The 19,654-nt window shown below is 69.3% G+C and carries 20 protein-coding genes and 1 pseudogene; 15 read left to right on the top strand and 6 right to left on the bottom strand.

The features are described 5' to 3' along the window. From A5692_RS29890 to pimB, 5 genes are all read left to right on the top strand, one after another. Window positions 1–205: hypothetical protein (locus tag A5692_RS29890; RefSeq protein WP_231984344.1), on the top strand; the 205-nt coding region annotated here is incomplete at its 5' end. Window positions 206–223: 18 nt separating this feature from the next. Further along, window positions 224–478 carry a hypothetical protein gene (locus tag A5692_RS16535; RefSeq protein ID WP_068057744.1) on the top strand — a complete coding sequence of 85 codons (255 nt, stop codon included), beginning with the start codon at window positions 224–226 and terminating at the stop codon, window positions 476–478. A 182-nt stretch (window positions 479–660) separates the two neighbouring features. Beyond that, window positions 661–1,800, top strand: a complete 1,140-nt coding sequence (gene ripC, locus A5692_RS16530) for a peptidoglycan hydrolase RipC (RefSeq protein WP_068057742.1) — start codon at window positions 661–663, stop codon at window positions 1,798–1,800. A gap of 43 nt (window positions 1,801–1,843) precedes the next feature. Beyond that, window positions 1,844–2,683 (top strand): hypothetical protein, encoded by an 840-nt coding sequence (locus A5692_RS16525; RefSeq protein WP_068057741.1) that lies wholly within the window; start codon window positions 1,844–1,846, stop codon window positions 2,681–2,683. A gap of 48 nt (window positions 2,684–2,731) precedes the next feature. After that, window positions 2,732–3,889, top strand: coding sequence for a GDP-mannose-dependent alpha-(1-6)-phosphatidylinositol monomannoside mannosyltransferase (gene pimB, locus A5692_RS16520; protein WP_068057739.1), 1,158 nt, complete (start codon window positions 2,732–2,734; stop codon window positions 3,887–3,889). 9 nt (window positions 3,890–3,898) lie between these two features. On the opposite strand, the gene A5692_RS16515 is transcribed toward pimB, so the two are convergent. Next, window positions 3,899–5,701, bottom strand: coding sequence for a long-chain fatty acid--CoA ligase (locus A5692_RS16515; RefSeq protein WP_068057738.1), 1,803 nt, complete (start codon window positions 5,699–5,701; stop codon window positions 3,899–3,901). A 163-nt stretch (window positions 5,702–5,864) separates the two neighbouring features. On the opposite strand from A5692_RS16515, the gene A5692_RS16510 reads away from it, so the two are divergent. The 5 genes from A5692_RS16510 (at window position 5,865) to A5692_RS16490 (ending at window position 9,277) form a co-directional block, all read left to right on the top strand. Further along, complete coding sequence (locus A5692_RS16510) at window positions 5,865–6,254, top strand: polyketide cyclase / dehydrase and lipid transport (RefSeq protein ID WP_068057748.1); 390 nt, start codon at window positions 5,865–5,867, stop codon at window positions 6,252–6,254. Between the two features lie 113 nt (window positions 6,255–6,367). Next, entirely contained in the window at window positions 6,368–6,802 is a 435-nt protein-coding gene (locus A5692_RS16505) for an SRPBCC family protein (protein ID WP_067918136.1), read from the top strand. Between the two features lie 20 nt (window positions 6,803–6,822). Then, window positions 6,823–8,067, top strand: coding sequence for an ArsA family ATPase (locus tag A5692_RS16500; protein WP_082962795.1), 1,245 nt, complete (start codon window positions 6,823–6,825; stop codon window positions 8,065–8,067). Next, on the top strand, window positions 8,064–8,456 hold the full coding sequence (locus A5692_RS16495; RefSeq protein WP_068057737.1) for a hypothetical protein: 393 nt from the start codon (window positions 8,064–8,066) through the stop codon (window positions 8,454–8,456). The genes A5692_RS16500 and A5692_RS16495 overlap by 4 nt, the downstream gene beginning before the upstream one ends. A gap of 83 nt (window positions 8,457–8,539) precedes the next feature. Next, window positions 8,540–9,277: a 1-acyl-sn-glycerol-3-phosphate acyltransferase gene (locus A5692_RS16490; protein WP_068057731.1), complete on the top strand. Its 738-nt coding sequence runs from the start codon at window positions 8,540–8,542 to the stop codon at window positions 9,275–9,277. A gap of 13 nt (window positions 9,278–9,290) precedes the next feature. Here A5692_RS16490 and A5692_RS16485 read toward each other — a convergent pair whose 3' ends face one another. Further along, window positions 9,291–10,586: a glycosyltransferase 87 family protein gene (locus A5692_RS16485; RefSeq protein WP_068057729.1), complete on the bottom strand. Its 1,296-nt coding sequence runs from the start codon at window positions 10,584–10,586 to the stop codon at window positions 9,291–9,293. A gap of 90 nt (window positions 10,587–10,676) precedes the next feature. Between A5692_RS16485 and A5692_RS16480 the strand changes: the two genes are divergently transcribed. The 3 genes from A5692_RS16480 to A5692_RS16470 are packed head-to-tail and all read left to right on the top strand — an operon-like array spanning window position 10,677 to window position 13,544. Then, window positions 10,677–11,561: a hypothetical protein gene (locus tag A5692_RS16480; protein ID WP_068057726.1), complete on the top strand. Its 885-nt coding sequence runs from the start codon at window positions 10,677–10,679 to the stop codon at window positions 11,559–11,561. A gap of 9 nt (window positions 11,562–11,570) precedes the next feature. Beyond that, the gene (locus A5692_RS16475) at window positions 11,571–12,095 is read left to right on the top strand and encodes a polyadenylate-specific 3'-exoribonuclease AS (RefSeq protein ID WP_068057724.1); all 525 of its coding nucleotides are present in this window, start codon (window positions 11,571–11,573) and stop codon (window positions 12,093–12,095) included. A gap of 60 nt (window positions 12,096–12,155) precedes the next feature. Then, window positions 12,156–13,544 (top strand): class II 3-deoxy-7-phosphoheptulonate synthase, encoded by a 1,389-nt coding sequence (locus A5692_RS16470; RefSeq protein ID WP_068057722.1) that lies wholly within the window; start codon window positions 12,156–12,158, stop codon window positions 13,542–13,544. Window positions 13,545–13,582: 38 nt separating this feature from the next. On the opposite strand, the pseudogene A5692_RS16465 reads toward A5692_RS16470, so the two are convergent. Then, window positions 13,583–14,818, bottom strand: a pseudogene (locus A5692_RS16465) (protein kinase); the annotation flags it as partial. 137 nt (window positions 14,819–14,955) lie between these two features. On the opposite strand from A5692_RS16465, the gene A5692_RS16460 reads away from it, so the two are divergent. After that, window positions 14,956–15,360 carry an Rv2175c family DNA-binding protein gene (locus A5692_RS16460; RefSeq protein WP_067919831.1) on the top strand — a complete coding sequence of 135 codons (405 nt, stop codon included), beginning with the start codon at window positions 14,956–14,958 and terminating at the stop codon, window positions 15,358–15,360. Here the strand turns inward: A5692_RS16460 and A5692_RS16455 are convergent. Together A5692_RS16455 and idsA2 are read right to left on the bottom strand one after the other, a co-directional pair. Beyond that, complete coding sequence (locus A5692_RS16455) at window positions 15,354–16,907, bottom strand: alpha-(1->6)-mannopyranosyltransferase A (RefSeq protein WP_068057720.1); 1,554 nt, start codon at window positions 16,905–16,907, stop codon at window positions 15,354–15,356. The two genes, A5692_RS16460 and A5692_RS16455, sit on opposite strands and share 7 nt — an antisense overlap. A gap of 4 nt (window positions 16,908–16,911) precedes the next feature. After that, window positions 16,912–17,961, bottom strand: a complete 1,050-nt coding sequence (idsA2, locus tag A5692_RS16450; protein ID WP_068057714.1) for a bifunctional (2E,6E)-farnesyl/geranyl diphosphate synthase — start codon at window positions 17,959–17,961, stop codon at window positions 16,912–16,914. Between the two features lie 277 nt (window positions 17,962–18,238). Here idsA2 and A5692_RS16445 point away from each other — a divergent pair, with 277 nt between their 5' ends. Further along, window positions 18,239–19,135, top strand: a complete 897-nt coding sequence (locus A5692_RS16445; protein ID WP_068057709.1) for a mycobacterial-type methylenetetrahydrofolate reductase — start codon at window positions 18,239–18,241, stop codon at window positions 19,133–19,135. Here A5692_RS16445 and A5692_RS16440 read toward each other — a convergent pair. Beyond that, window positions 19,132–19,654: DUF3153 domain-containing protein (locus A5692_RS16440; protein WP_068057707.1), on the bottom strand; the 523-nt coding region annotated here is incomplete at its 5' end. The genes A5692_RS16445 and A5692_RS16440 overlap by 4 nt on opposite strands.

Below are 19,654 nucleotides of genomic sequence, written 5' to 3'. Positions count from 1 at the left end.
ACGATCCCAAGTCGGCGAAACTGAGCTGAGTCGCACCACCGGCAACCATGCCGCGACGGTAAGCGTGGCCACCGACACCCGCGCGGCTCCCACGCCGGGGCGAACGCAGCCGGTGCGGAAGTTTCTGCTGCAAAGGTGGTGCCGGCTGGTTGTCGGTGGCCGCGGTTACGGTTCGGACAGTCGACCTGACGTCGTCCAAGCCTGACCGAGAGGACCGATCCTGATGGCACGAAGCAGTGGACCCGACAGCGACGGCGCGACGGTGCCGGAAGCGGGGGCGCCGGTGGTGATCGACTGCGACGACTGCGCGGTCCGCGGACCGGGCTGCCGCGATTGCGTGGTCAGCGTGTTACTCGGGGTCCCGGAGACTTTGTTGGAGGACGAATGCGCTGCGTTGGCGGTGCTTGCCGATGTGGGACTGGCGCCGCGATTGCGGTTGGTGCCTATCCGCCGCGGACGCGATTCGGGCGTCGCCTAAGATGCTTTGCGTGCCAAAGGTTTACGAGGGGGTCGCGGTCGTTCACATGATAATGACAGAAATCTTTCCAATTTCTTAACCGCTCGCTTTGGACAAACGTCGATATCGTTTCGTAACCTACTTGAGACCTAAACCAGCTCGACGGCTCGCGGTCGTCGATGGCCGTTTAAGGAAGCAAAATCTTGAGGCTTGACTCTAGATACCCGTTTGCGCGTGTCTTCACACGAACTGCCATCGGGACGCTAGCGGGCTTCACGGTGTTATCCGGTCTCCTTGCCGCGCACGTTTCGGCCGACCCGGCCGACGACGCGCTGGCCAAACTCAACCAGTTGTCCCGCCAGGCCGAGCAGACCACCGAGGCGATGCACAGCGCGCAGCTCGACCTGAACGACAAATTGGTGGCCCAGCGCGCGGCGGACAAGAAGCACGACGACGCCCAGGCCTCGGTCGATGCGGCCAAGGAGCGCTTGGCGTCATACCAGGGCGCGGTCAACAAGCTCGCGGCCGCGACCTACATGGGCGGTCGCGTCGACGGCATGACGGCCATGTTGACCGCCGGATCGCCGCAGGGTCTGATCGACAAGCTGGCCATGCAGCGGCAGATGGCGACGCAGATGGCCGACCAGATGAAGAACTTCCGGGTCGCCAGCGAGCAGGCCGCCAAGGCCGAGCGGGAGGCCGCCAAGTCCGCCGCCGACGCGAAGAGCGCCGCCGAGCAGGCCGCCGCGGTGCGGGCGAGCCTGCAGTCCAAGCAGAGTCAGCTGCAGGTGCAGATCGCGGTCGTCAAGTCGCAATACGTATCCTTGTCGCCCGAGCAGCGCACCGCGCTCGCCGATCCCGGCCCTGTACCGGCCGGTCTCCCGGCACCCGGGGCGCCCGCGCCGGAGGCCGCGCCCCCGGGCGCGCCGCCGCCAGCCGGTGAGGCGCCGCCTCCCGGTGGAATGCCCGGACCGTTCGGCGGCGGGGTCGGCGGTGGTGACCGCGCGACCGTCGTGCAGGCGGCGCTGACCCAGGTCGGCTCGCCCTATGTATGGGGCGGTGCCGCGCCCGGCGGGTTTGACTGCTCCGGACTGGTGATGTGGGCGTTCCAGCAGGCCGGCATTTCGCTGCCGCACTCCAGCCAGGCGCAGGCCCAGGGCGGCCAACCGGTGGCCCTGTCGGACCTGCAGCCCGGCGACGTGATCACCTTCTACAACGACGCGTCGCACAGCGGCCTCTACGTCGGTGACGGCATGGTGATCCATTCCTCCACCTACGGCCAGCCGGTGCGCGTGGTGCCGATGAACGCGGCAGGCCCGATCCACGACGCCCGCCGCTACTAGAGGCCCCGGCCGGCGCCGCCGGCTCACGCTGCTGCTGGCCTGGGTGTTTGTCGTCGAGGTTGTCGTGGCGGCGGCCGTGCCGTTCGACGCGGCCGGTGACCGCGCCGCCCGCCCCGCGCAGCTGATCATCCCCGCACACGGCCCGGCCGGCGCCGCGACGAAGTCGCTGGTCGTCGGTGACCGCACCGTTCGGCTGCTCGGCCTCGGCGGCCCGGCCGGTGACCGGCTGCTGTCGCGGGTGGCGTCCGGCGTCGGCGCTGCGATCGGCGCGGTCGAGGCGTTCTGGGGCGTCGACTGGACGCGCGAGATCTCGGTGGTAGCGGCCGGCACGGACGAGGAGTTCCGCGCCGCCGCCGGCGGGGGACCGGCGGCGCAGTGGGCCGACATCGCGGCCGTGACGGTCGTCGACCGTGTCGACCCCATGCACCGGATGGCCATCGGCCAGCGGATCGTCTTCGCGCCCGGTGCGGCCAACATGACCGCGGGTGCGCTACGAATCGTGTTGACGCACGAGCTTTTTCACTATGCCGCGCGCGTGGACACCGCCCCCGACGCGCCCCGGTGGCTGACCGAAGGCGTGGCCGATTTCGTCGCGCGGCCCCACACCCCGGTGCCCGCCGACGCGTTGCCGGTGCCGCTGACGCTGCCCTCGGACGCCGACCTGGACGCCCCGGGGCCGCAGCGTTCGCTGGCGTACGACCGTGCGTGGTGGTTCGCGCGCTTCGTCGCGGACACCTACGGGACGGCCAAGCTGCACGACCTGTATCTGGCGGTCTGCGGCGTGGGCCGCACCGACATGGCCTCCGCCGTCCACGACGTCCTGGCCACCGACTCGCCCGGCCTGCTCGTGCGCTGGCACGAGTGGCTGGCCCACTCGGGGTGACGGGCGCCCTGCGCCGGGCCCGGCGCACCGCCAGGCTAGCCTGACGCAGTGAGTCGGGTCCTGCTGGTAACCAACGACTTTCCGCCCCGGCCGGGCGGTATCCAGTCCTACTTGAGCGACTTCGTCGGCCGGCTGGTCGACGCTCGGTTGCATTCGGTGACGGTCTACGCGCCGCAATGGAAGGGTGCCGACGCCTTCGACGAAGCGGCCGAGTCGGCCGGTTATCGGGTGGTCCGGCACCCGGGCACCTTGATGCTGCCCGGCCCGGCGGTGGACGCGCGGATGCGCCGGCTGATCGCCGAGTGCGACATCGACACCGTCTGGTTCGGTGCGGCCGCACCGTTGGCCCTGTTGGCGCAGCGCGCCCGGCAAGCCGGCGCGGGCCGGGTGGTGGCCAGCACGCACGGCCACGAAGTGGGCTGGTCGATGCTTCCGGTCGCCCGGTCGGTGTTGCGCCGCATCGGCGACACCACCGACGTCGTCACGTTCGTCAGCCGCTACACCCGCGGCCGGTTCGCGCCGGCCTTCGGCCCGCACGCCTCGCTGGAATACCTGCCTCCCGGGGTGAACACCGACCGGTTCCGGCCCGACCCGGCGGCGGGCGCCGAGCTGCGCGACCGGTATGGGCTGGGTGAGCGGCCCACGGTCGTGTGTGTGTCGCGGCTGGTCCCGCGCAAGGGCCAGGACATGCTGATCAAGGCCCTGCCGTCGATCCGGCAACGGGTCGACGGCGCCGCCCTGGTCATCGTCGGCGGCGGTCCCTACCTGGAATCGCTGCGCAAGCTGGCCCGCGACTGCGGGGTGGCCGAGCACGTCACGTTCACCGGGGGCGTGCCGGCCGCCGAACTGCCCGCGCACCACGCGCTGGCCGACGTGTTCGCGATGCCCTGCCGCACCCGTGGCGCCGGCTTGGACGTCGAGGGCTTGGGCATCGTTTTCCTCGAGGCGTCCGCGACCGGCAAGCCGGTGATCGCCGGCGACTCCGGCGGGGCCCCGGAAGCCGTGCAGGACAACAAGACTGGACTGGTGGTCGACGGGCGCTCGCTGAAGGCCGTCGCCGACGCCGTCGCCGAGTTGCTCGGCGACCGTGACCGGGCCGCCGCCATGGGCGCCGCCGGCCGCGAGTGGGTGATGGCCCACTGGCGGTGGGACACGCTGGCCGCCCGGCTGGCCGAGCTTCTGCGCGGCGACGATGCGGGCCGTTGAGGCCGGCCGCTATTCCTTCTCGTAGATCGAGTCGATGTCGGAGGCGAACTTCTCGGCGACCACGTTGCGCTTGACCTTCATCGTCGGTGTCAGCTCACCGGTGTCCTCGGTGAAGTCCACCGGCAGAATGCGGAACTTGCGGATGGATTCGGCGTGCGAAACCGCCTGGTTGGCGTGCTTGACCGCCGCGTCCACCTCGGCGACCAGGTCCGGGTCGTTGGCGAGATCGGCCACCGACGCGCCGGCCGCCTTGTGGTTGCGTTCCTTCCAGGCGCCGAACGCCTCCGGATCGATGGTGATCAGCGCGCCGATGAACGGCTTGGCGTCGCCCACCACCATGGCCTGGCTGATCAGCGCGTGCGCCCGCAGCTGGTCCTCGAGCACGGCCGGGGCGACGTTCTTGCCGCCGGCGGTGACGATGATCTCCTTCTTGCGCCCGGTGATCTTCAGGAAGCCGTCCTCGTCGAGCGCGCCCAGATCGCCGGTCTTGAACCAGCCGTCGGTGAACGCGTCGTTGGTGGCCTGCTCGTTGCGCCAGTAGCCGCTGAACACCACGCCGCCGCGCACCAGCAGCTCGCCGTCCTCGGCGATGCGCATGCTGTTGCCCGGCAACAACGTTCCGACCGTGCCGATCCTGACGTTGCCGACCTGGTTGACCGTGATGGCCGAGCTGGTCTCCGTCAGGCCGTAGCCCTCGTGGATGGTCAGGCCGACGCCCCGGTAGAAATGGCCCAGCCGCGCGCCCAGGGGGGCGCCACCCGAGACCGACGCGTGGCATTCGCCGCCCAGCGCGGCGCGCAGCTTGTGGTACACCAGCCGATCGAACAGCGCATGCTTGGCGCGCAGCACCAGCCCCGGGCGGCCGTGGTCCTGGGCCTGGCTCCAGTCGACCGCGGTTTGCACGGCGGCCGCGAAGATTCGCCCCTTGCCGTCGTTGACCGCGTTCTGCTCGGCGGTGTTGTAGACCTTCTCGAAGACCCGCGGCACCGACACCACCACGGTCGGCTTGAACACCGCGAACATCGGCAGCAGGTTCTTGATGTCGCTGGTGAACCCGACCGTCACCTTGTTGGCGAACGCCGAGAGCGTCAGCGAGCGCGCCAGCACGTGGGCGAGCGGCAGGAAGATCAGCAGCCGCTGCCCCTCGTCCAGCAGCGTCGGCAGGCATTCCTTGGCACCGCGGGTCTCGTACAGCAGGTTGGAGTGGGTGAGCTGGCAGCCCTTGGGCCGTCCGGTGGTGCCCGAGGTGTAGATGAGCGTCGCCGGGTCGTCGGCGCGCAGCGCCTCCTGGCGGGCGGTGAGCTCGGCGGGCTCGACCGACGCGCCGGCCTCGGCGAGTTGGTCCAGCGCCTTGGGGCCCGAGCCGTCGATGTGCAGCACGCGACGCAGGGCGGGCAGGTCGGCGGTGAGTTCGGTGACCATCGCGGCGTGCGCGTCGGTTTCGGCGAAGGCGACCACCGCCTCGGAGTCCTGCAGCACCCAGCGCACCTGCTCGGCCGAGGACGTCTCGTAGATCGGCACGGTCACCGCCCCCACGGACAGGATCGCCAGGTCGATGATCGCCCACTCGTAGCGGGTGGCCGAGAAGATGGACACCCGGTCGCCGGCCTCGACCCCGAGCGCGATCAGACCCAGCGCCGCCGAGCGAACCTGTTTGGCCACCTCCGCGCAGGTGACGTCGGTCCATTCGCCGTCGACCTGACGCCGGAAGATGACGAAGCTGGGGTCCTCGCGCTCGTGTTCGAAGACCATGGCCGCGATGTTGTCGTGCTCGCCGACGGAGAAGCGGGCGGGGACACTGTACTCACGCACTCTTGCTGACCTCGTTTTGGCTGGTGACGTTCCGGGGGGACGGCTTGTTGTGGTCCAGCCTAATCCGCGCATTCGTGCAGGAACGGTGGCACTCTGCCGGCCGGGTCCGGAATCGGGCCCGCCCTCGGCGTGGTGGGCCCGATAGATGTGTGAAGCTGAGGTGGTGAACAGCATCCAGATCGCGGACGAGACGTTCGTCGCCGCCGACGGCTCGCGGGTCGGTGCCGCGGTCGCCGACCCGTCGTGCTGGCGTCGCTGGTGGCCGGACCTGCGGTTGCGGGTCATCGAGGATCGCGCCGACAAGGGCATCCGGTGGGCGGTCACCGGCGCGCTGACCGGCACCATGGAAATCTGGCTGGAACCGTCACTGGACGGGGTGGTGCTGCACTATTTCCTGCACGCCGAACCGACGGGTGTGGCGGCCTGGCAGCTGGCCAAGCTCAATCTGGCGAAAATGACACACCGCCGTCGGGTGGCGGGCAAGAAAATGGCCTTCGAGGTCAAGACGAGACTGGAACGGACACGTCCGGTGGGAGTTTCTCCGGTAGTTTAGCCGGGTCAGGTTTGCGGGGACTTTACCGTTTCGGACCGGAGGCCCGGGGGTTGGACCCGCACGGTAGTTTTCCCCGCACCGTCGACCGGCGGTGGGAGAGAGGGCAGCACCAGGTGGCGGAGAAGACGTCGCAGACCATCTACATCGACGCCGACCCGAGCACGGTGATGGGCGTCATCGCGGACATCGATTCCTACCCCCAGTGGATCTCGGAATACCGGGAGGCCGAGGTCCAGGAGACGGACGCCGACGGCTATCCGAAGGTTGCGCGGGTGGTGCTGGACGCCGCCGTCCTCAAGGACACGTTGGTCATGTCCTACCAGTGGCCCAAGGACCGGCGATCGGTCAGCTGGACGCTTGTGTCCAGCTCGTTGCTGCGTTCCCTGGAAGGCACATATCGATTGGCGCCCAAGGGATCTGGCACCGAGGTCACCTACGAGCTCTCGGTCGATCTCGCCGTCCCGATGATCGGTTTGCTCAAGCGCAAGGCCGAGCGCCGGTTGACCGACACCGCATTGAAGGATCTGAAGAAACGAGTCGAGGGCTGAGTGAGTCCGGCCAATCGCGGGTGCCCACCCCGGCCCGGGTCAGTCTCTTCGTTGGCAAGGGCGGGGTAGGCAAGTCCACGCTGGCATGTGCCACGGCGGTCAGCGCCGCGAGCGCGGGGCAACGGGTGCTGGTGGTGTCCACCGACCAGGCGCACTCACTCGGGGACGTGCTCGGCGTTCCCGTTCCGCCGAGTCAGGGTGAACCGGTTCGCGTCCTCGCCGATGACGCCCAGGCCGGCGGCGGCTTTCTCGACGCGCTGGCGCTGGACACGTTGGCCCTGCTCGAGGCCCGCTGGCACCACGTCGTGGACACACTGGATCGGCGGTTTCCCGATTCCGAGCTGAGTACCATTGCGCCCGAAGAACTTTCGGCATTGCCGGGCGTTCAGGAGGTGCTCGGACTGCACGCCGTCGGCGAGCTGGCCGTGTCCGGGCGCTGGGATCGCGTCGTCGTCGACTGCGCGTCGACCGCGGACGCGCTGCGGATGCTCACCCTGCCGGCCACCTTCGGTCTCTATGTCGAGCGGGCCTGGCCGCGTCATCGCCGGTTGTCGGTCACCGCCGACGACGCGCGGTCGGCGGCGGTGGTGGAGCTGCTCGAGCGCATCAGTGCCAGCGTCGAGGCGCTCAGCGCCCTGCTGACCGACGGCGAATTGGTCAGCGCGCATTTGGTATTGACGCCAGAGCGGGTGGTCGCGGCCGAAGCGGCCCGGACTCTGGGTTCGCTGGCGCTGATGGGCGTGCGCGTGGAGGAACTGATTGTCAATCAGGTGCTGGCCGAAGACGAGTCCTACGAATACCGCAACCTGCCGGAGCACCCCGCGTTCTACTGGTACGCCGAACGCATTTCCGAACAACGTGGCGTTCTCGACGAGCTCGACGCCACCATCGGTGAGGTGGCCCTGGTGATGACTCCGCACCTGTCCGGGGAGCCGATCGGACCCAAGGCGCTGGGCGCTTTGCTCGACAGCGCGCGCCGTCGGGGCGGAACGGCGCCGCCCGGCCCGCTGCGGCCGACGGTGGATTTGGAATCCGGGACGGGACTTGGCTCCATTTACCGGATGCGGCTAGCGTTGCCACAACTCGATCCGTCGGGGCTGACGCTGGGGCGCGTCGACGACGACCTGATCATCAGTGCGGGCGGATTGCGGCGCAGGGTTCGGTTGGCGTCCGTACTCCGGCGGTGCACGGTACTGGACGCGCACCTGCGGGGTACCGAGCTGACCGTACGTTTTCGACCAGACCCGGAGGTGTGGCCTAAGTGAGTGGGGCTCATCCCGAAATTGGTCCGGAGCTGCGCAGGCTCGCCCAGGCGATCCTGGACGGGATCGACCCGGCGATGCGGACGGCGGCCGCGCTGACCGCGGGCCGGGGCGTCGGGACCGGCAAGTGTCAGCAGGTGTGGTGTCCGGTGTGTGCGCTGGCCGCGCTGGCGACCGGTGACCAGCACCCGCTGATCACCGTGATCGCCGACCACAGCATCGCGTTGCTCGAAGTCGTGCGCGCGATGCTCGACGACATCAACGGCGCGGCGAAGCCGCCACCCGACGGTCCGCCCGGCGGTCCCCCCGGCGATGGCGCCCACGGGACGGAGACACCGGACGCCGCGACCAGGACCCGCTATCAGCCCATCCCGGTCACCGTCGAGGAATGACCGCCCGCGCCGAAGGTGGTCCATGGCGGATGCGATGGGTACAGTTGGCGCAGAACACCGGCGGGCGGGCGAGAGGGAGGGCCATGTGGTACTGGCTATTCAAGTACGTGCTCCTCGGCCCGTTGCTGTACTTGCTTGGTCGGCCAAAAGTTGAAGGCCTGGAACACATTCCGAGTTCCGGCCCGGCGATCCTGGCGAGCAACCACCTGGCGGTGATGGACAGCTTCTATCTGCCGTTGGTGGTGCGTCGCCGGATCACCTTCCTGGCGAAATCGGAATACTTCACCGGAACCGGCCTGAAGGGCTGGTTCCAGCGCTGGTTTTTCACCGCCGTGGGCCAGGTGCCGATCGACCGGACCGATGCCGACAGCGCGCAGGCGGCGCTGACCACCGCCGAACGGCTGCTGTCGGCGGGCAAGTTGCTGGGGATGTACCCCGAAGGCACCCGCTCGCCGGACGGCCGGCTGTACAAGGGCAAGACCGGCCTGGCGCGGCTGGCGCTGCACACCGGGGTGCCGGTGATCCCGGTGGCGATGATCGGCACGAACGTGGTCAACCCCCCCGGGACGAACATGTTGCGCTTCGGGCGGGTCACCGTGCGCTTCGGCAAGCCGATGGACTTCTCCCGCTTCGAAGGGCTGGCCGGCAACCGCTTCATCGAGCGGGCCGTGACCGACGAGGTGATCTACGAGCTGATGGGGCTTTCCGGCCAGGAATACGTGGACATCTACGCCGCCAGCCTCAAGGAGAACCGCAACGGCTCGAACGGTCAGGGTTCGACCGGCGAGGCTGCGCGGATCCCCGAAACCGCCGTCGGCTGATCGCCGGCGTCGACTAGCCGATCGCTGTCGCCGGCGTCAATTGCTGCGGCGCCGAATCCCGCGAGGGCTTACGGGCGGTGACCGTCAGCCCCGCCGCGACGAGGACCGCGATCGCCCACCACACGTAGGACATCCCGGCGAGTTGGCGCCACCAGACCGCGGTCGTCTCGTGATGCTTGGGCAACAGGTCGATCGGCGACCATCTCATCAGCGCCACGCCCGCGGCAGCGACCACGGCCAGCGCCACGTTGCGGCGCCGCCAGGCCAGCACGGCCAGCACCACGACGGTGGGCAGCCCCCACACCCAGTGGTGTGACCACGAGACCGGCGAGACCACCAGCCCGAACAGGGCGACGCACACGACGGCCAGCACGGGCTCGCCGGCCCGCAGCACCCGGCGCATCGCCCACACCGTCAGCGCGAGCATGAGCAGCGAGGCCGCCACCCACAGCACAAAGCGCTGCTGCTCACCCAGCCCGAGCCGGGCCAGCGACCCGGCGATGTTCTGATCGGTGTTCAGGGCCGCCTCGCCGATCCGATCGGTGTGCGCCAGGGTGTGCGTCCAGTACTCCCACGAATCGCTCCACGCCAGAACGAAACCCACCGCCGTCGCCCCCACGAAGGACGCCAGCGCCGTCAGTGCCGCGCGGTTGTCGCGCCGCAGCAGGAAGTAGAGCAGGAACACCGCGGGCGTGAGTTTGAGCGCTATCCCCACACCCAGCAGCAGGCCCCGCGGCCACGGGGTGCGGCGCGGCAGGCAGTCGGCGATCACCAGCGTCATCAACACGACATTGATCTGGCCGAAGGCGAAGTTCGACGTGATCGGTTCCAGCCAGATCGTCGCCGCCACGGTGATCACGACGGCCAGCCACCAGCGGCGCAGCCACGCCGGCCCGGGCAGCGCGGTGGAGGCGGCCCACACGTCCAGGCGGGTCAGCACGATCACCGTCGAGACGACCAGCAGCACCAACGTCAACGCCGTGATCGCGACGCTGGCGGCCGGCATGTGCAGCCAGGCGAACGGGCAGAACACGATCGCCGCCAGCGGGGGATAGGTGAACGGCAGGTCGAGCCCGATCGGTGTGTGGAACAACACATCGCCGTGGTACAGCGAATGCCCGTGCATCCAGGCCTGCGCGCCCATCTGATACACGTCGATATCGATGCGGTAGGGCGTGTGCCCGAACAGCTGCCAGGCCACGTAGCCCATGCCCGCCGCCGCCACTAGCCAAAGACCGCACCACAACAGGACCTGGCCGGGGCCACGTCCGCCTGGGAAGCCCACGCCGGGCGCCCGCCATCTACTCATGTCGCACAACAGCGTAATCGGTGCGCGGGGCTGGCACGCGGCCCAGCGCGGCTCACGCGGGGTCGGCGCGCACAGGCGTACGTTTCAAGAGTGCTCCACTGGTTCGTGCCGCGGGTGAACCGTTGGTTCGCGCACGACATCCTCGACGGCGGCCGGTTGCCCCTGCTGTGCTGCCTGGTGGCGTTCATCATGACCTTCTTCGTCGCCCGGACGTTCGTGCGCTTCATCCGCCACCGCGCGGCCGCCGGCCGCCCGACCAGATGGTGGCACCCGCGCAACGTGCACCTCGGCGGCGTGCACATCCACCACGTGACGTTCGGCGTGGTCCTGGTGTTGCTGTCCGGTCTGACCCTGGTCACCCTGTCCATCGACGGCCACGAACCCGAATTCACTTTGTCGGCAATCTTTTTCGGGATCGGCGCCGCGCTGGTGCTCGACGAGTACGCGTTGATCCTGCACCTGTCCGACGTGTACTGGGAAGAGGACGGGCGCACCTCGGTGGACGCGGTGTTCGCCGCGGTGGGAGTCGCGGGCCTGTTGATCATGGGCCTGCACCCGCTGATGTTCTTCCTCCCGATTTGGGAAGGTGCCGATTCGTGGCCGCTGCGGGCCGCGGCGGCCGGCGCTCTGGTGCTGACGCTGCCGCTGGCCGTGGTGGTGGTGCTCAAGGGCAAGGTGTGGACCGGTCTGCTCGGGATGTTCATCGTGGTCCTGCTGGTGATCGGCGCCGTCCGGTTGTCGCGGCCGCACGCGCCCTGGGCCCGCTGGCGCTACACCACCCAGCCGGAGAAGATGCGCCGCGCGCTGCAGCGGGAGCGCAGGCTGCGTCGCCCGATCGTGCGGGCCAAGCTGTGGGTCCAGTGCGCGATCGCGGGCACCCCCGGCCTGCCCGACGAACGCGCGGTCGACGCCCAACTCGACCACGACGTCCATGCCGCTCCGCCGCCTACGGAGCCCATCCTGATCAGCAGATAAGCTGCGCCGGTGCGGTACTTCTACGACACCGAATTCATCGAGGACGGCCGCACCATCGAGTTGATCTCCATCGGGGTGGTCGCCGAAGACGGCCGCGAATACTACGCGGTGTCCACGGAATTCGATCCGGAGCGCGCCGGGGCCTGGGTGCGCGCCAACGTGCTGCCCAAGCTGCCGTCGCCGGCGTCGCAGCTGTGGCGCTCGCGCAGGCAGATCCGCCTGGACCTGGAGGAGTTTTTCGACGTCCGGGGCAGCGACCCCATCGAGCTGTGGGCGTGGATTGGCGCCTACGACCACGTGGCGCTGTGCCAGCTGTGGGGCACCATGCCCGAGTTGCCGCGGGCGCTACCCCGTTTCACCCGGGACCTGCGGCAGTTGTGGGAGGACCGCGGGTGCCCGCCGATGCCGCCGCGGTCGCGCGATGCCCACGACGCGCTGGTCGACGCCCGCGACCAGCTGCTGCGTTTCCGGCTGATCACTTCGGCCGACGCAACCGGTCCCGGGTGCGATCGGAACGGGGGAGCGCCGGCCTGAGGCCGCCCGAACGACGTTCGCGCTGATCAGTCACCATCGCGCCCCGGTTACCATGGACCGATGAACTGGACCGTCGACATTCCGATCGACCAGCTGCCGTCGCTGCCTCCGCTGCCCGCCGACCTGCGGGCGCGGCTCGACGCCGCGCTGGCCAAGCCGGCCGCCCAGCAGCCCAGCTGGCCCGCCGAACAGGCGGCGGCGATGCGCACCGTCCTCGAGAGCGTGCCGCCGGTGACGGTGCCCTCGGAGATCGTCCGCCTGCAGGAGCAGCTGGCGCAGGTCGCCAAGGGTGAGGCGTTCCTGCTGCAGGGCGGCGATTGTGCGGAGACGTTCACCGACAACACCGAGCCCCACATCCGGGGCAACATTCGTGCCCTGCTGCAGATGGCCGTGGTGCTGACCTACGGCGCCAGCATGCCGGTGGTCAAGGTGGCCCGCATCGCCGGCCAGTACGCCAAGCCGCGCTCGGCCGACATCGACGCCCTCGGGTTGCGGTCCTACCGCGGCGACATGATCAACGGCTTCGCGCCTGACGCGACCGCGCGCGAGCATGACCCGTCGCGGCTGGTGCGGGCCTACGCCAACGCCAGCGCGGCGATGAACCTGGTGCGGGCGCTGACGTCCTCGGGGCTGGCGTCGCTGCACCTGGTCCACGACTGGAACCGGGAGTTCGTCCGGACGTCGCCGGCCGGCGCGCGCTACGAGGCGCTGGCCACCGAGATCGACCGGGCCCTGCGCTTCATGAGCGCCTGCGGCGTGGCCGACCGCAACCTGCAGACCGCCGAAATCTACGCCAGCCATGAGGCTTTGGTGCTCGACTACGAGCGGGCCATGCTGCGGTTGTCGGAGAGCGAGGACGGGGAGCCGCAGCTGTTCGACCTGTCGGCGCACACCGTCTGGATCGGCGAGCGGACCCGCCAGCTCGACGGCGCCCACATCGCGTTCGCGGAGGTCATCGCGAACCCGATCGGTGTGAAGATCGGCCCCACGATGACCCCGGAACTGGCCGTCGAATACGTGGAACGGCTTGACCCACACAACAAGCCCGGCCGGTTGACGTTGGTGAGCCGCATGGGCAACCACAAGGTGCGCGATCTGCTGCCCCCGATCGTCGAGAAGGTACAGGCCACCGGTCACCAGGTCATCTGGCAGTGCGACCCCATGCACGGCAACACCCACGAGTCGTCCAACGGCTACAAGACCCGGCACTTCGACCGCGTCGTCGACGAGGTGCAGGGCTTCTTCGAGGTGCACCGCGCGCTGGGCACCCACCCGGGCGGCATCCACGTCGAGATCACCGGTGAGAACGTCACGGAATGCCTTGGTGGGGCGCAAGACATCTCGGACCTGGACCTGGCCGGGCGCTACGAGACCGCCTGCGATCCGCGGCTGAACACCCAGCAGTCGCTGGAGCTGGCGTTCCTGGTCGCCGAGATGCTGCGCGACTGAGTTCCTCCAACGGTCGTGTTCGCCGGGCCCTGCCCGGCCACCAGACCGTTCAGGTTGCTCCCGATCGTCCACGCCGCGGTGGCGACCAGCCCGGTCAGCGCCAGCACCAGCGCCACCCAGATCAGCACCATGCGCCGGCCGTGCTGCCGGGCGAACGCGAATTCACTGATCGGAATGCCCCCGAATTCCCCTGTCACGGGCTGGTATTCGGGCTCGTCGGGCTCGTCGTCGGAGTGTGGGTGGTGCTCAGGCTCTGACCAGTCCCCGGGGCCGCGGGTCAACTGCCGGGTGGGTTGGCGGACCGGGGCGGCCGAGGGTGCCTCGGGCCGTGCCGGTGCGACCGGGTGCTGGCTCATGCTGCCACGCTGCAGGGCCGCCGAGCGGTGCTGCGCCGAGTTGCGCGGCGTCGGCACCCGAAAGTCCGGCAGCCCAAGCTCTTCCGCGATCGCGTCGAGTTCGGCGCCCATTTCGATGGCGTCGGCATACCTGTCGGCGGGGTCGCGCGCGGTCGCGCGCTCCACGAACTCGTCGAACTGCGGGGGCACACCGTCGATCTGGGCGCTGGGCGGCGGCACGTCGGTGTCCAGCCGCTGGTAGGCGATGGACAGCGGCGAGTCGCCGGTGAACGGCGTCCGGCCGGTGAGCAATTCGTAGGTGAGGATCCCGGCGGAGTACACATCTCCGCGCGGACTGGCGTCGCCGTGGCGCACCTGCTCGGGTGAGAGGTAGGCCGCCGTCCCCAAAATGACGCTGGTGGAGGTGATTCCAGCGGCCGCGACGGCGCGGACCAATCCGAAATCGGCGATCTTCACGTCGCCGTCGTCGGAGATCAGCACGTTCTCCGGCTTGACGTCGCGATGGACCAGGCCGGCCCGGTGCGCCGCGGCGAGGCCACCCAGCACCGGGCGCAGCACCGCGGCCGCGGCATAGGGCGGCATCGGCCCACGCTCGGCCAGCAGCTCGCGCAGCGTGCCGCCCTCGATCAGCTCCATCACCAGGAAGGGGTGGCGGGCGTCCAAACCCTGGTCGTAGACCGCGACCAGGCCCGGGTCCTTGAGCCTGGCGACCGCGCGGGCCTCGCGCTGAAACCGGGTCAAGAACTGGTCGTCGCCCGCGTAGCGGGTATCCATCACCTTCACCGCCACCGGACGGTCGAGCCGGGTGTCCAGGCCGCGGTACACCGTCGAGGTTCCACCGCTGGCGATCCTGGACTGCACCAGGTACCGGCCATCCAGCAACGCGCCCTCCAAGGGGTCTCCCGTCGCGGTGTCGATCCGGCGGCGATGCGGGCCGGGACGTCCCGGGACACCGCCGGGCGGTTCAGCTTCGGCCACGGGGCCATCGTAGGTGCGGCCCCCGTTTGGCCGGAAAACACCGGTTCGATCCGCGTGGCAAGGCCTACACTGGCGCCGTGAGCAGCATTCCTGCCGGCGACGATGTTTTGGATCCCGACGAGCCAACCTACGACCTGCCGCGGGTGGCCGAATTGCTCAGGATCTCGGTCAGCAAGGTCCAGCAGCAACTCCGCGAGGGTCACCTGGTCGCGGTGAAACGGGACGGCGGCGTGGTGGTGCCGCAGGTGTTCTTCACCAAGTCCGGTGAGGTGGTCAAGAGCCTGCCGGGGCTGTTGACGATCCTGCACGACGGCGGCTACCACGAAACCGAGATCGTGCGGTGGTTGTTCACCCCCGACCCGTCGCTGACCATCACCCACGACGGCAGCCGGGATGCCATCAGCAACGCCCGCCCGGTCGACGCCCTACACGCGCACCAGGCCCGGGAAGTGGTGCGCCGGGCGCAGGCCATGGCTTACTGAGCGGTGACTTCGCCTTGATCGCACCGGTTGTCAATCCGCCGGTCGGGGGCGCAATAGAGGGTGTACCAGGCGATCAACGCGCAGGCGGTGGCCAGCGAGACGTGCAGCCATGAGTACATCCCGTGCGAGCCGTCGGGTTTGAAGATCACCATCACCCACGTCGACAGGCCGGCGATGATCGCGATCGCCCGTCGTGACTGCGCGAGCGGGGCCGCCACCGCCAGCGGCCAGGAGTAGTACCACGGCAAAGCCGCGGGGACGAACAGCACCACGACCAGCATCGAGACCGCGATGCCGGTCAGCGCGGCCCGGTCGTCGCGCCGGAACCGCCACCACAACAGCGGCAGCGACACCGCGATGATCGCGATGCCGACGAACCGGGTGATCCGCAGCAGCGGGTAGAAGTGCACCGCGAAAACCCCGCTGAACGCGGCGTGGATGAGGTTGGCGGCCGCGGTCGGCACCGTGAGCCAGTTGATGATCTTCACCGACCCGGCCAGCGCCGTCAGCCAGCCCAGGCCCACGTGTGCCGCGGCCGACAGGATGCCGAACACGACGGCGAAGATCAGCAGCGACATCGCCGTGGCCACCACGAACGCCCAGGCCGGCCGGTACCCGCGGCGGTCACGCAAATGCCGCGTCCACACCCAGACCATGAACGGCAGGGCGATGCCGGCGGTGGCCTTGACCGCGATCGCCACGGTGATCAGCGACGTGCCCAGGACGTGGCGGCCGGCGAAACTCAGCGCGATGCCGGCGGCCATCAGTCCCACCATGAGCATCTCGTTGTGCACCCCGCCCATCAGATGGATGAGCACCAGCGGGTTGAGAACACAGATCCACAACGCCGTCGGGCCGTCGGTGCCGAGGTGGCGGGTCAACCGCGGGGTGGCCCAGATCAGCAGCGCCAGGCCCGGCAGCATGCACAGCCGCAGCAGCGCGGTCCCGGCCACCACGTTGTTGCCGACGGCCATGGTGACGAACTTCGCTACCAAGATGAACGCCGGGCCGTAGGGGGCGGTGGTGATCGTCCAGATGGGACTGACGTTGTCCAGCAGGCTGTTCGGGTTGGCGACCGGGCCGACCGCGTAGGGATCAAGGCCGTCGCGTAGCAGCGCGCCCTGGGCCAGGTAGGAATACGTGTCCCGGCTGAAGACCGGCACCGACAGCAGCAACGGCGCCAGCCAGAAGCCGGTGGTGGCCTTCATCGTGAACTCGGTCATCTCGCCGGCCAGTACGCGCCGGCCCAACCCCAGCCAGGCGATCAGCATGAGGCCGACGCCCGTCCACAAGACCACGGACGACAGCACCAGGCCATGGCCGAATCGCAGCCACGACATGTGGATCGACTCCAAGAGCGGGTCGTGTTGCCGGATGCTGCCCGCGCCCAGGCCGCCCACGCTGATCAGTAACGAACCGAGCATGCCGAGCTTCGCCGGCGCGGACTGCTCCGCGGTGGCGAACGCGCGCAGCTGCGAAAACCGCCCGCCGCCAGCCGGTTCCGTTGCCGGGGTGTCGGACGGCGGGATGTGCGTCGGGGTCGTCATCGGCTCAGGCGGACCGGTCGGTGGCCATTCGGGCCAACTCGGAAAGCCCCGCTTTGGCCGCCGGGTCGATGGGCGCGGCGGCCAACGCGGCCAGCGCCCGCTGGGTCAGGTCGGCGATGCGCCGCTCGGCTGCGGCGAGGGCGCCCACGGACTCGATGACCGCCCGCAGCCGGTCCACCTCCGCATCGGTCAGCTGCGCCCCGATCGAGTCGCGTAACAGCTTGGCGCCCAACGGATCCGACTTGTCCGCCAGCTCCAGCGCCTCGGCCAGCAGCACGGTGCGCTTGCCCGACCGCAGATCGTCACCCGACGGCTTGCCGGTCACGTCCGGGTCCCCGAACACCCCCAGTACGTCGTCGCGCAACTGGAACGCCACCCCGAGGTCCGTCCCGAACCGGCCGAACACGTCCTGCACGTCGGGTCGGTCGGCGGCGGCGGCCACCCCCAATTGCAGCGGTCGCGACACGGTGTAACAGGCGGTCTTGTAGGTGTCGACGTTCATCGCCGACGCGATCGATTCGGCGGCGCTGGCTTCCGCGACGATGTCCAGGTATTGACCGCCCAGCACCTCGGTCCGGATTTCGGCCCACACTCGCTGGACGCGCCGCGCGGCCGCGGGGGACAGGTCGGCTCGAAAGACGATGTCGTCGGCCCAGGACAGCGCGAGGTCACCGAGCAGGATAGCGGCCGAGATGCCGAATCGCTCCGGCGAGCCTCGCCACCCCCGGTCGCGGTGCAGCTCGGCGAACTTGACGTGAGCCGTCGGCCGGCCGCGGCGGGTGGACGAGTCGTCGATCACATCGTCATGCACCAGCGCGCAGGCGTGCAGCAACTCCAGCGCGGAAAACAGCAGCAGCACTTCGGAAGTGGGCTCCTCGGTCGCTACGGCGCGCCAGCCCCAGTAGGCGAAGGCGGGCCGCAGCCGTTTGCCCCCGTTGAGCGCGAAATCCTCGAGGGCAGCGACCAATACCTCGTAGTCGCCGCCGATGTGGGCGGTGTCGGCGCGCCGGTCGTGCAGATACCGCCGCAGTCGATCGGTGATCGCGCCGGTCAACTCGACGGTTGCCGCTGCTGCTGGGGCTTTCGGGCTCAGCGCGGCGCCCCTTTCCCTCGACGTGGCTCCGGTGTATGGCAGGCCCGACCAGTGTATTCGGCGCAGCGCCGGAGGTCGTTGCCACACGGGGAGGCGGGAGGCAGCGGTTGCTTCGACTGGCTTACTATTCCGCCGCAAGGGGGCGGCACCCCCACGCCTATGCTGGCGGGGGTGTCGGGGCCGCCCGCTGCTGCGGCCGGGAAACGCCCCAAGCATTCGTCGGATGGAGAGAAGTCGCGTGACACTCAACACCATTGCGCTCGAGCTGGTGCCGCCCAACGCCGATGAAGGCCGGGAGCGGGCGCTCGAAGACGCGCGAAAGGTGGTGCAGTTCTCGGCGGAATACGGTCTGGTCGGCCGGCTCCGGCACGTGATGATTCCGGGCATCATCGCCGAGGACGACGACCGTCCCATTGCGATGAAGCCCAAGCTGGACGTGCTGGACTTCTGGTCGATCGTCAAGCCCGAGCTGGCGGGAATGCACGGGCTGTGCACCCAGGTCACGGCCTTCTCCGACGAGCCGACGTTGCGCAAGCGGCTCACCGATCTGCGCGAGGCCGGGATGGAGGGCGTGGTCTTCGTCGGCGTGCCGCGCACCATGAACGACGGCGAGGGATCCGGCGTCGCGCCGACCGACGCGCTGTCGATCTATCGCGAGTTGGTGCCCAACCGCGGCGTGATCCTGATCCCCACCCGCGAGGGGGAACACGGCCGGTTCAACTTCAAGTGCGACCAGGGCGCCACCTACGGCATGACCCAGCTGTTGTATTCCGACGCGATCGTGGGGTTCCTGCGCGAGTTCGCCGAGAGCACCGAGCACCGGCCGGAGATCCTGCTGTCGTTCGGCTTCGTCCCGCAGATGGAGAGCCGGGTCGGCCTGATCAACTGGCTGATTCAGGACCCGGGCAACGCGGCGGTGGCCGCCGAGCAGGAGTTCGTCAGGCGATTGGCCGCCAGCGAACCGCCGCAGAAGCGCCGGCTCATGGTCGACCTGTACAAACGCGTGATCGACGGGGTTGCCGAGCTGGGCTTCCCGCTCAGCATCCACCTCGAGGCGACCTACGGAGTGTCGGCGCCGGCCTTCCAGACGTTCGCGGAGATGCTGGCGTACTGGTCACCCCCGCCGCAGGGCTAGCTGGGCGTTTGGTCCCGGGGTGCGGTGACCCGCGGCGAGCGGTCGCGGTTCATCCAGGCCAGCAGCGCGACCACGCCGGCGGCGGCAAAGGACGCGATGCCCAGCCACACGCCCGCCCCGGTGAAGGAGCGCGTGTTCGGGTCGGTGTAGCGGGCCTGGGCGGTCATGGTGCTCACGACGCCCGGTTTGAGCTTCCAGGACACCACCGTGGACTCGACCCGATCGCCGTTGGTGGAGGTCACCACCCCGGGAAAGGCGACGGTCAGCTCGACGTCGGCCTCGGAATCGGTGAGCGAGGTGAGGTCGGCGCGGCCCTCGAGTATCACCAGGTTGCCGTTGCGGCGCAGCGACAGGTTGACGCCCTGCGCGTCGGAGTTCATGTTGGCCAGCTGCGGCAACTCGGCAAAGGTCAGATCGGAGAACACCGCCTGTGACCCCACGTAGCCGTCGCTGTCGTAGTTCGACACCGCCACCTTCTGGCTGAACGGCAGGTTGTTGCTGTCCAGCTGGGGGCCGGTG

This window comes from Mycobacterium sp. E342 (genome assembly GCF_001667665.1).
Classification (GTDB): Bacteria; Actinomycetota; Actinomycetes; order Mycobacteriales; family Mycobacteriaceae; genus Mycobacterium.
This window is presented reverse-complemented; position numbering and strand designations above follow the sequence as displayed.

What these genes read in the sequence shown, in the direction of transcription:
- A5692_RS16490 (WP_068057731.1), top strand. Translation starts at nt 8,540, where the DNA reads ATGTGGTACTGGCTATTCAAGTACGTGCTCCTCGGCCCGTTGCTGTAC.
- A5692_RS16535 (WP_068057744.1), top strand. Translation starts at nt 224, where the DNA reads ATGGCACGAAGCAGTGGACCCGACAGCGACGGCGCGACGGTGCCGGAA.
- A5692_RS16470 (WP_068057722.1), top strand. Translation starts at nt 12,156, where the DNA reads ATGAACTGGACCGTCGACATTCCGATCGACCAGCTGCCGTCGCTGCCT.
- A5692_RS16485 (WP_068057729.1), bottom strand. Translation starts at nt 10,586, where the DNA reads ATGAGTAGATGGCGGGCGCCCGGCGTGGGCTTCCCAGGCGGACGTGGC.
- A5692_RS16455 (WP_068057720.1), bottom strand. Translation starts at nt 16,907, where the DNA reads ATGACGACCCCGACGCACATCCCGCCGTCCGACACCCCGGCAACGGAA.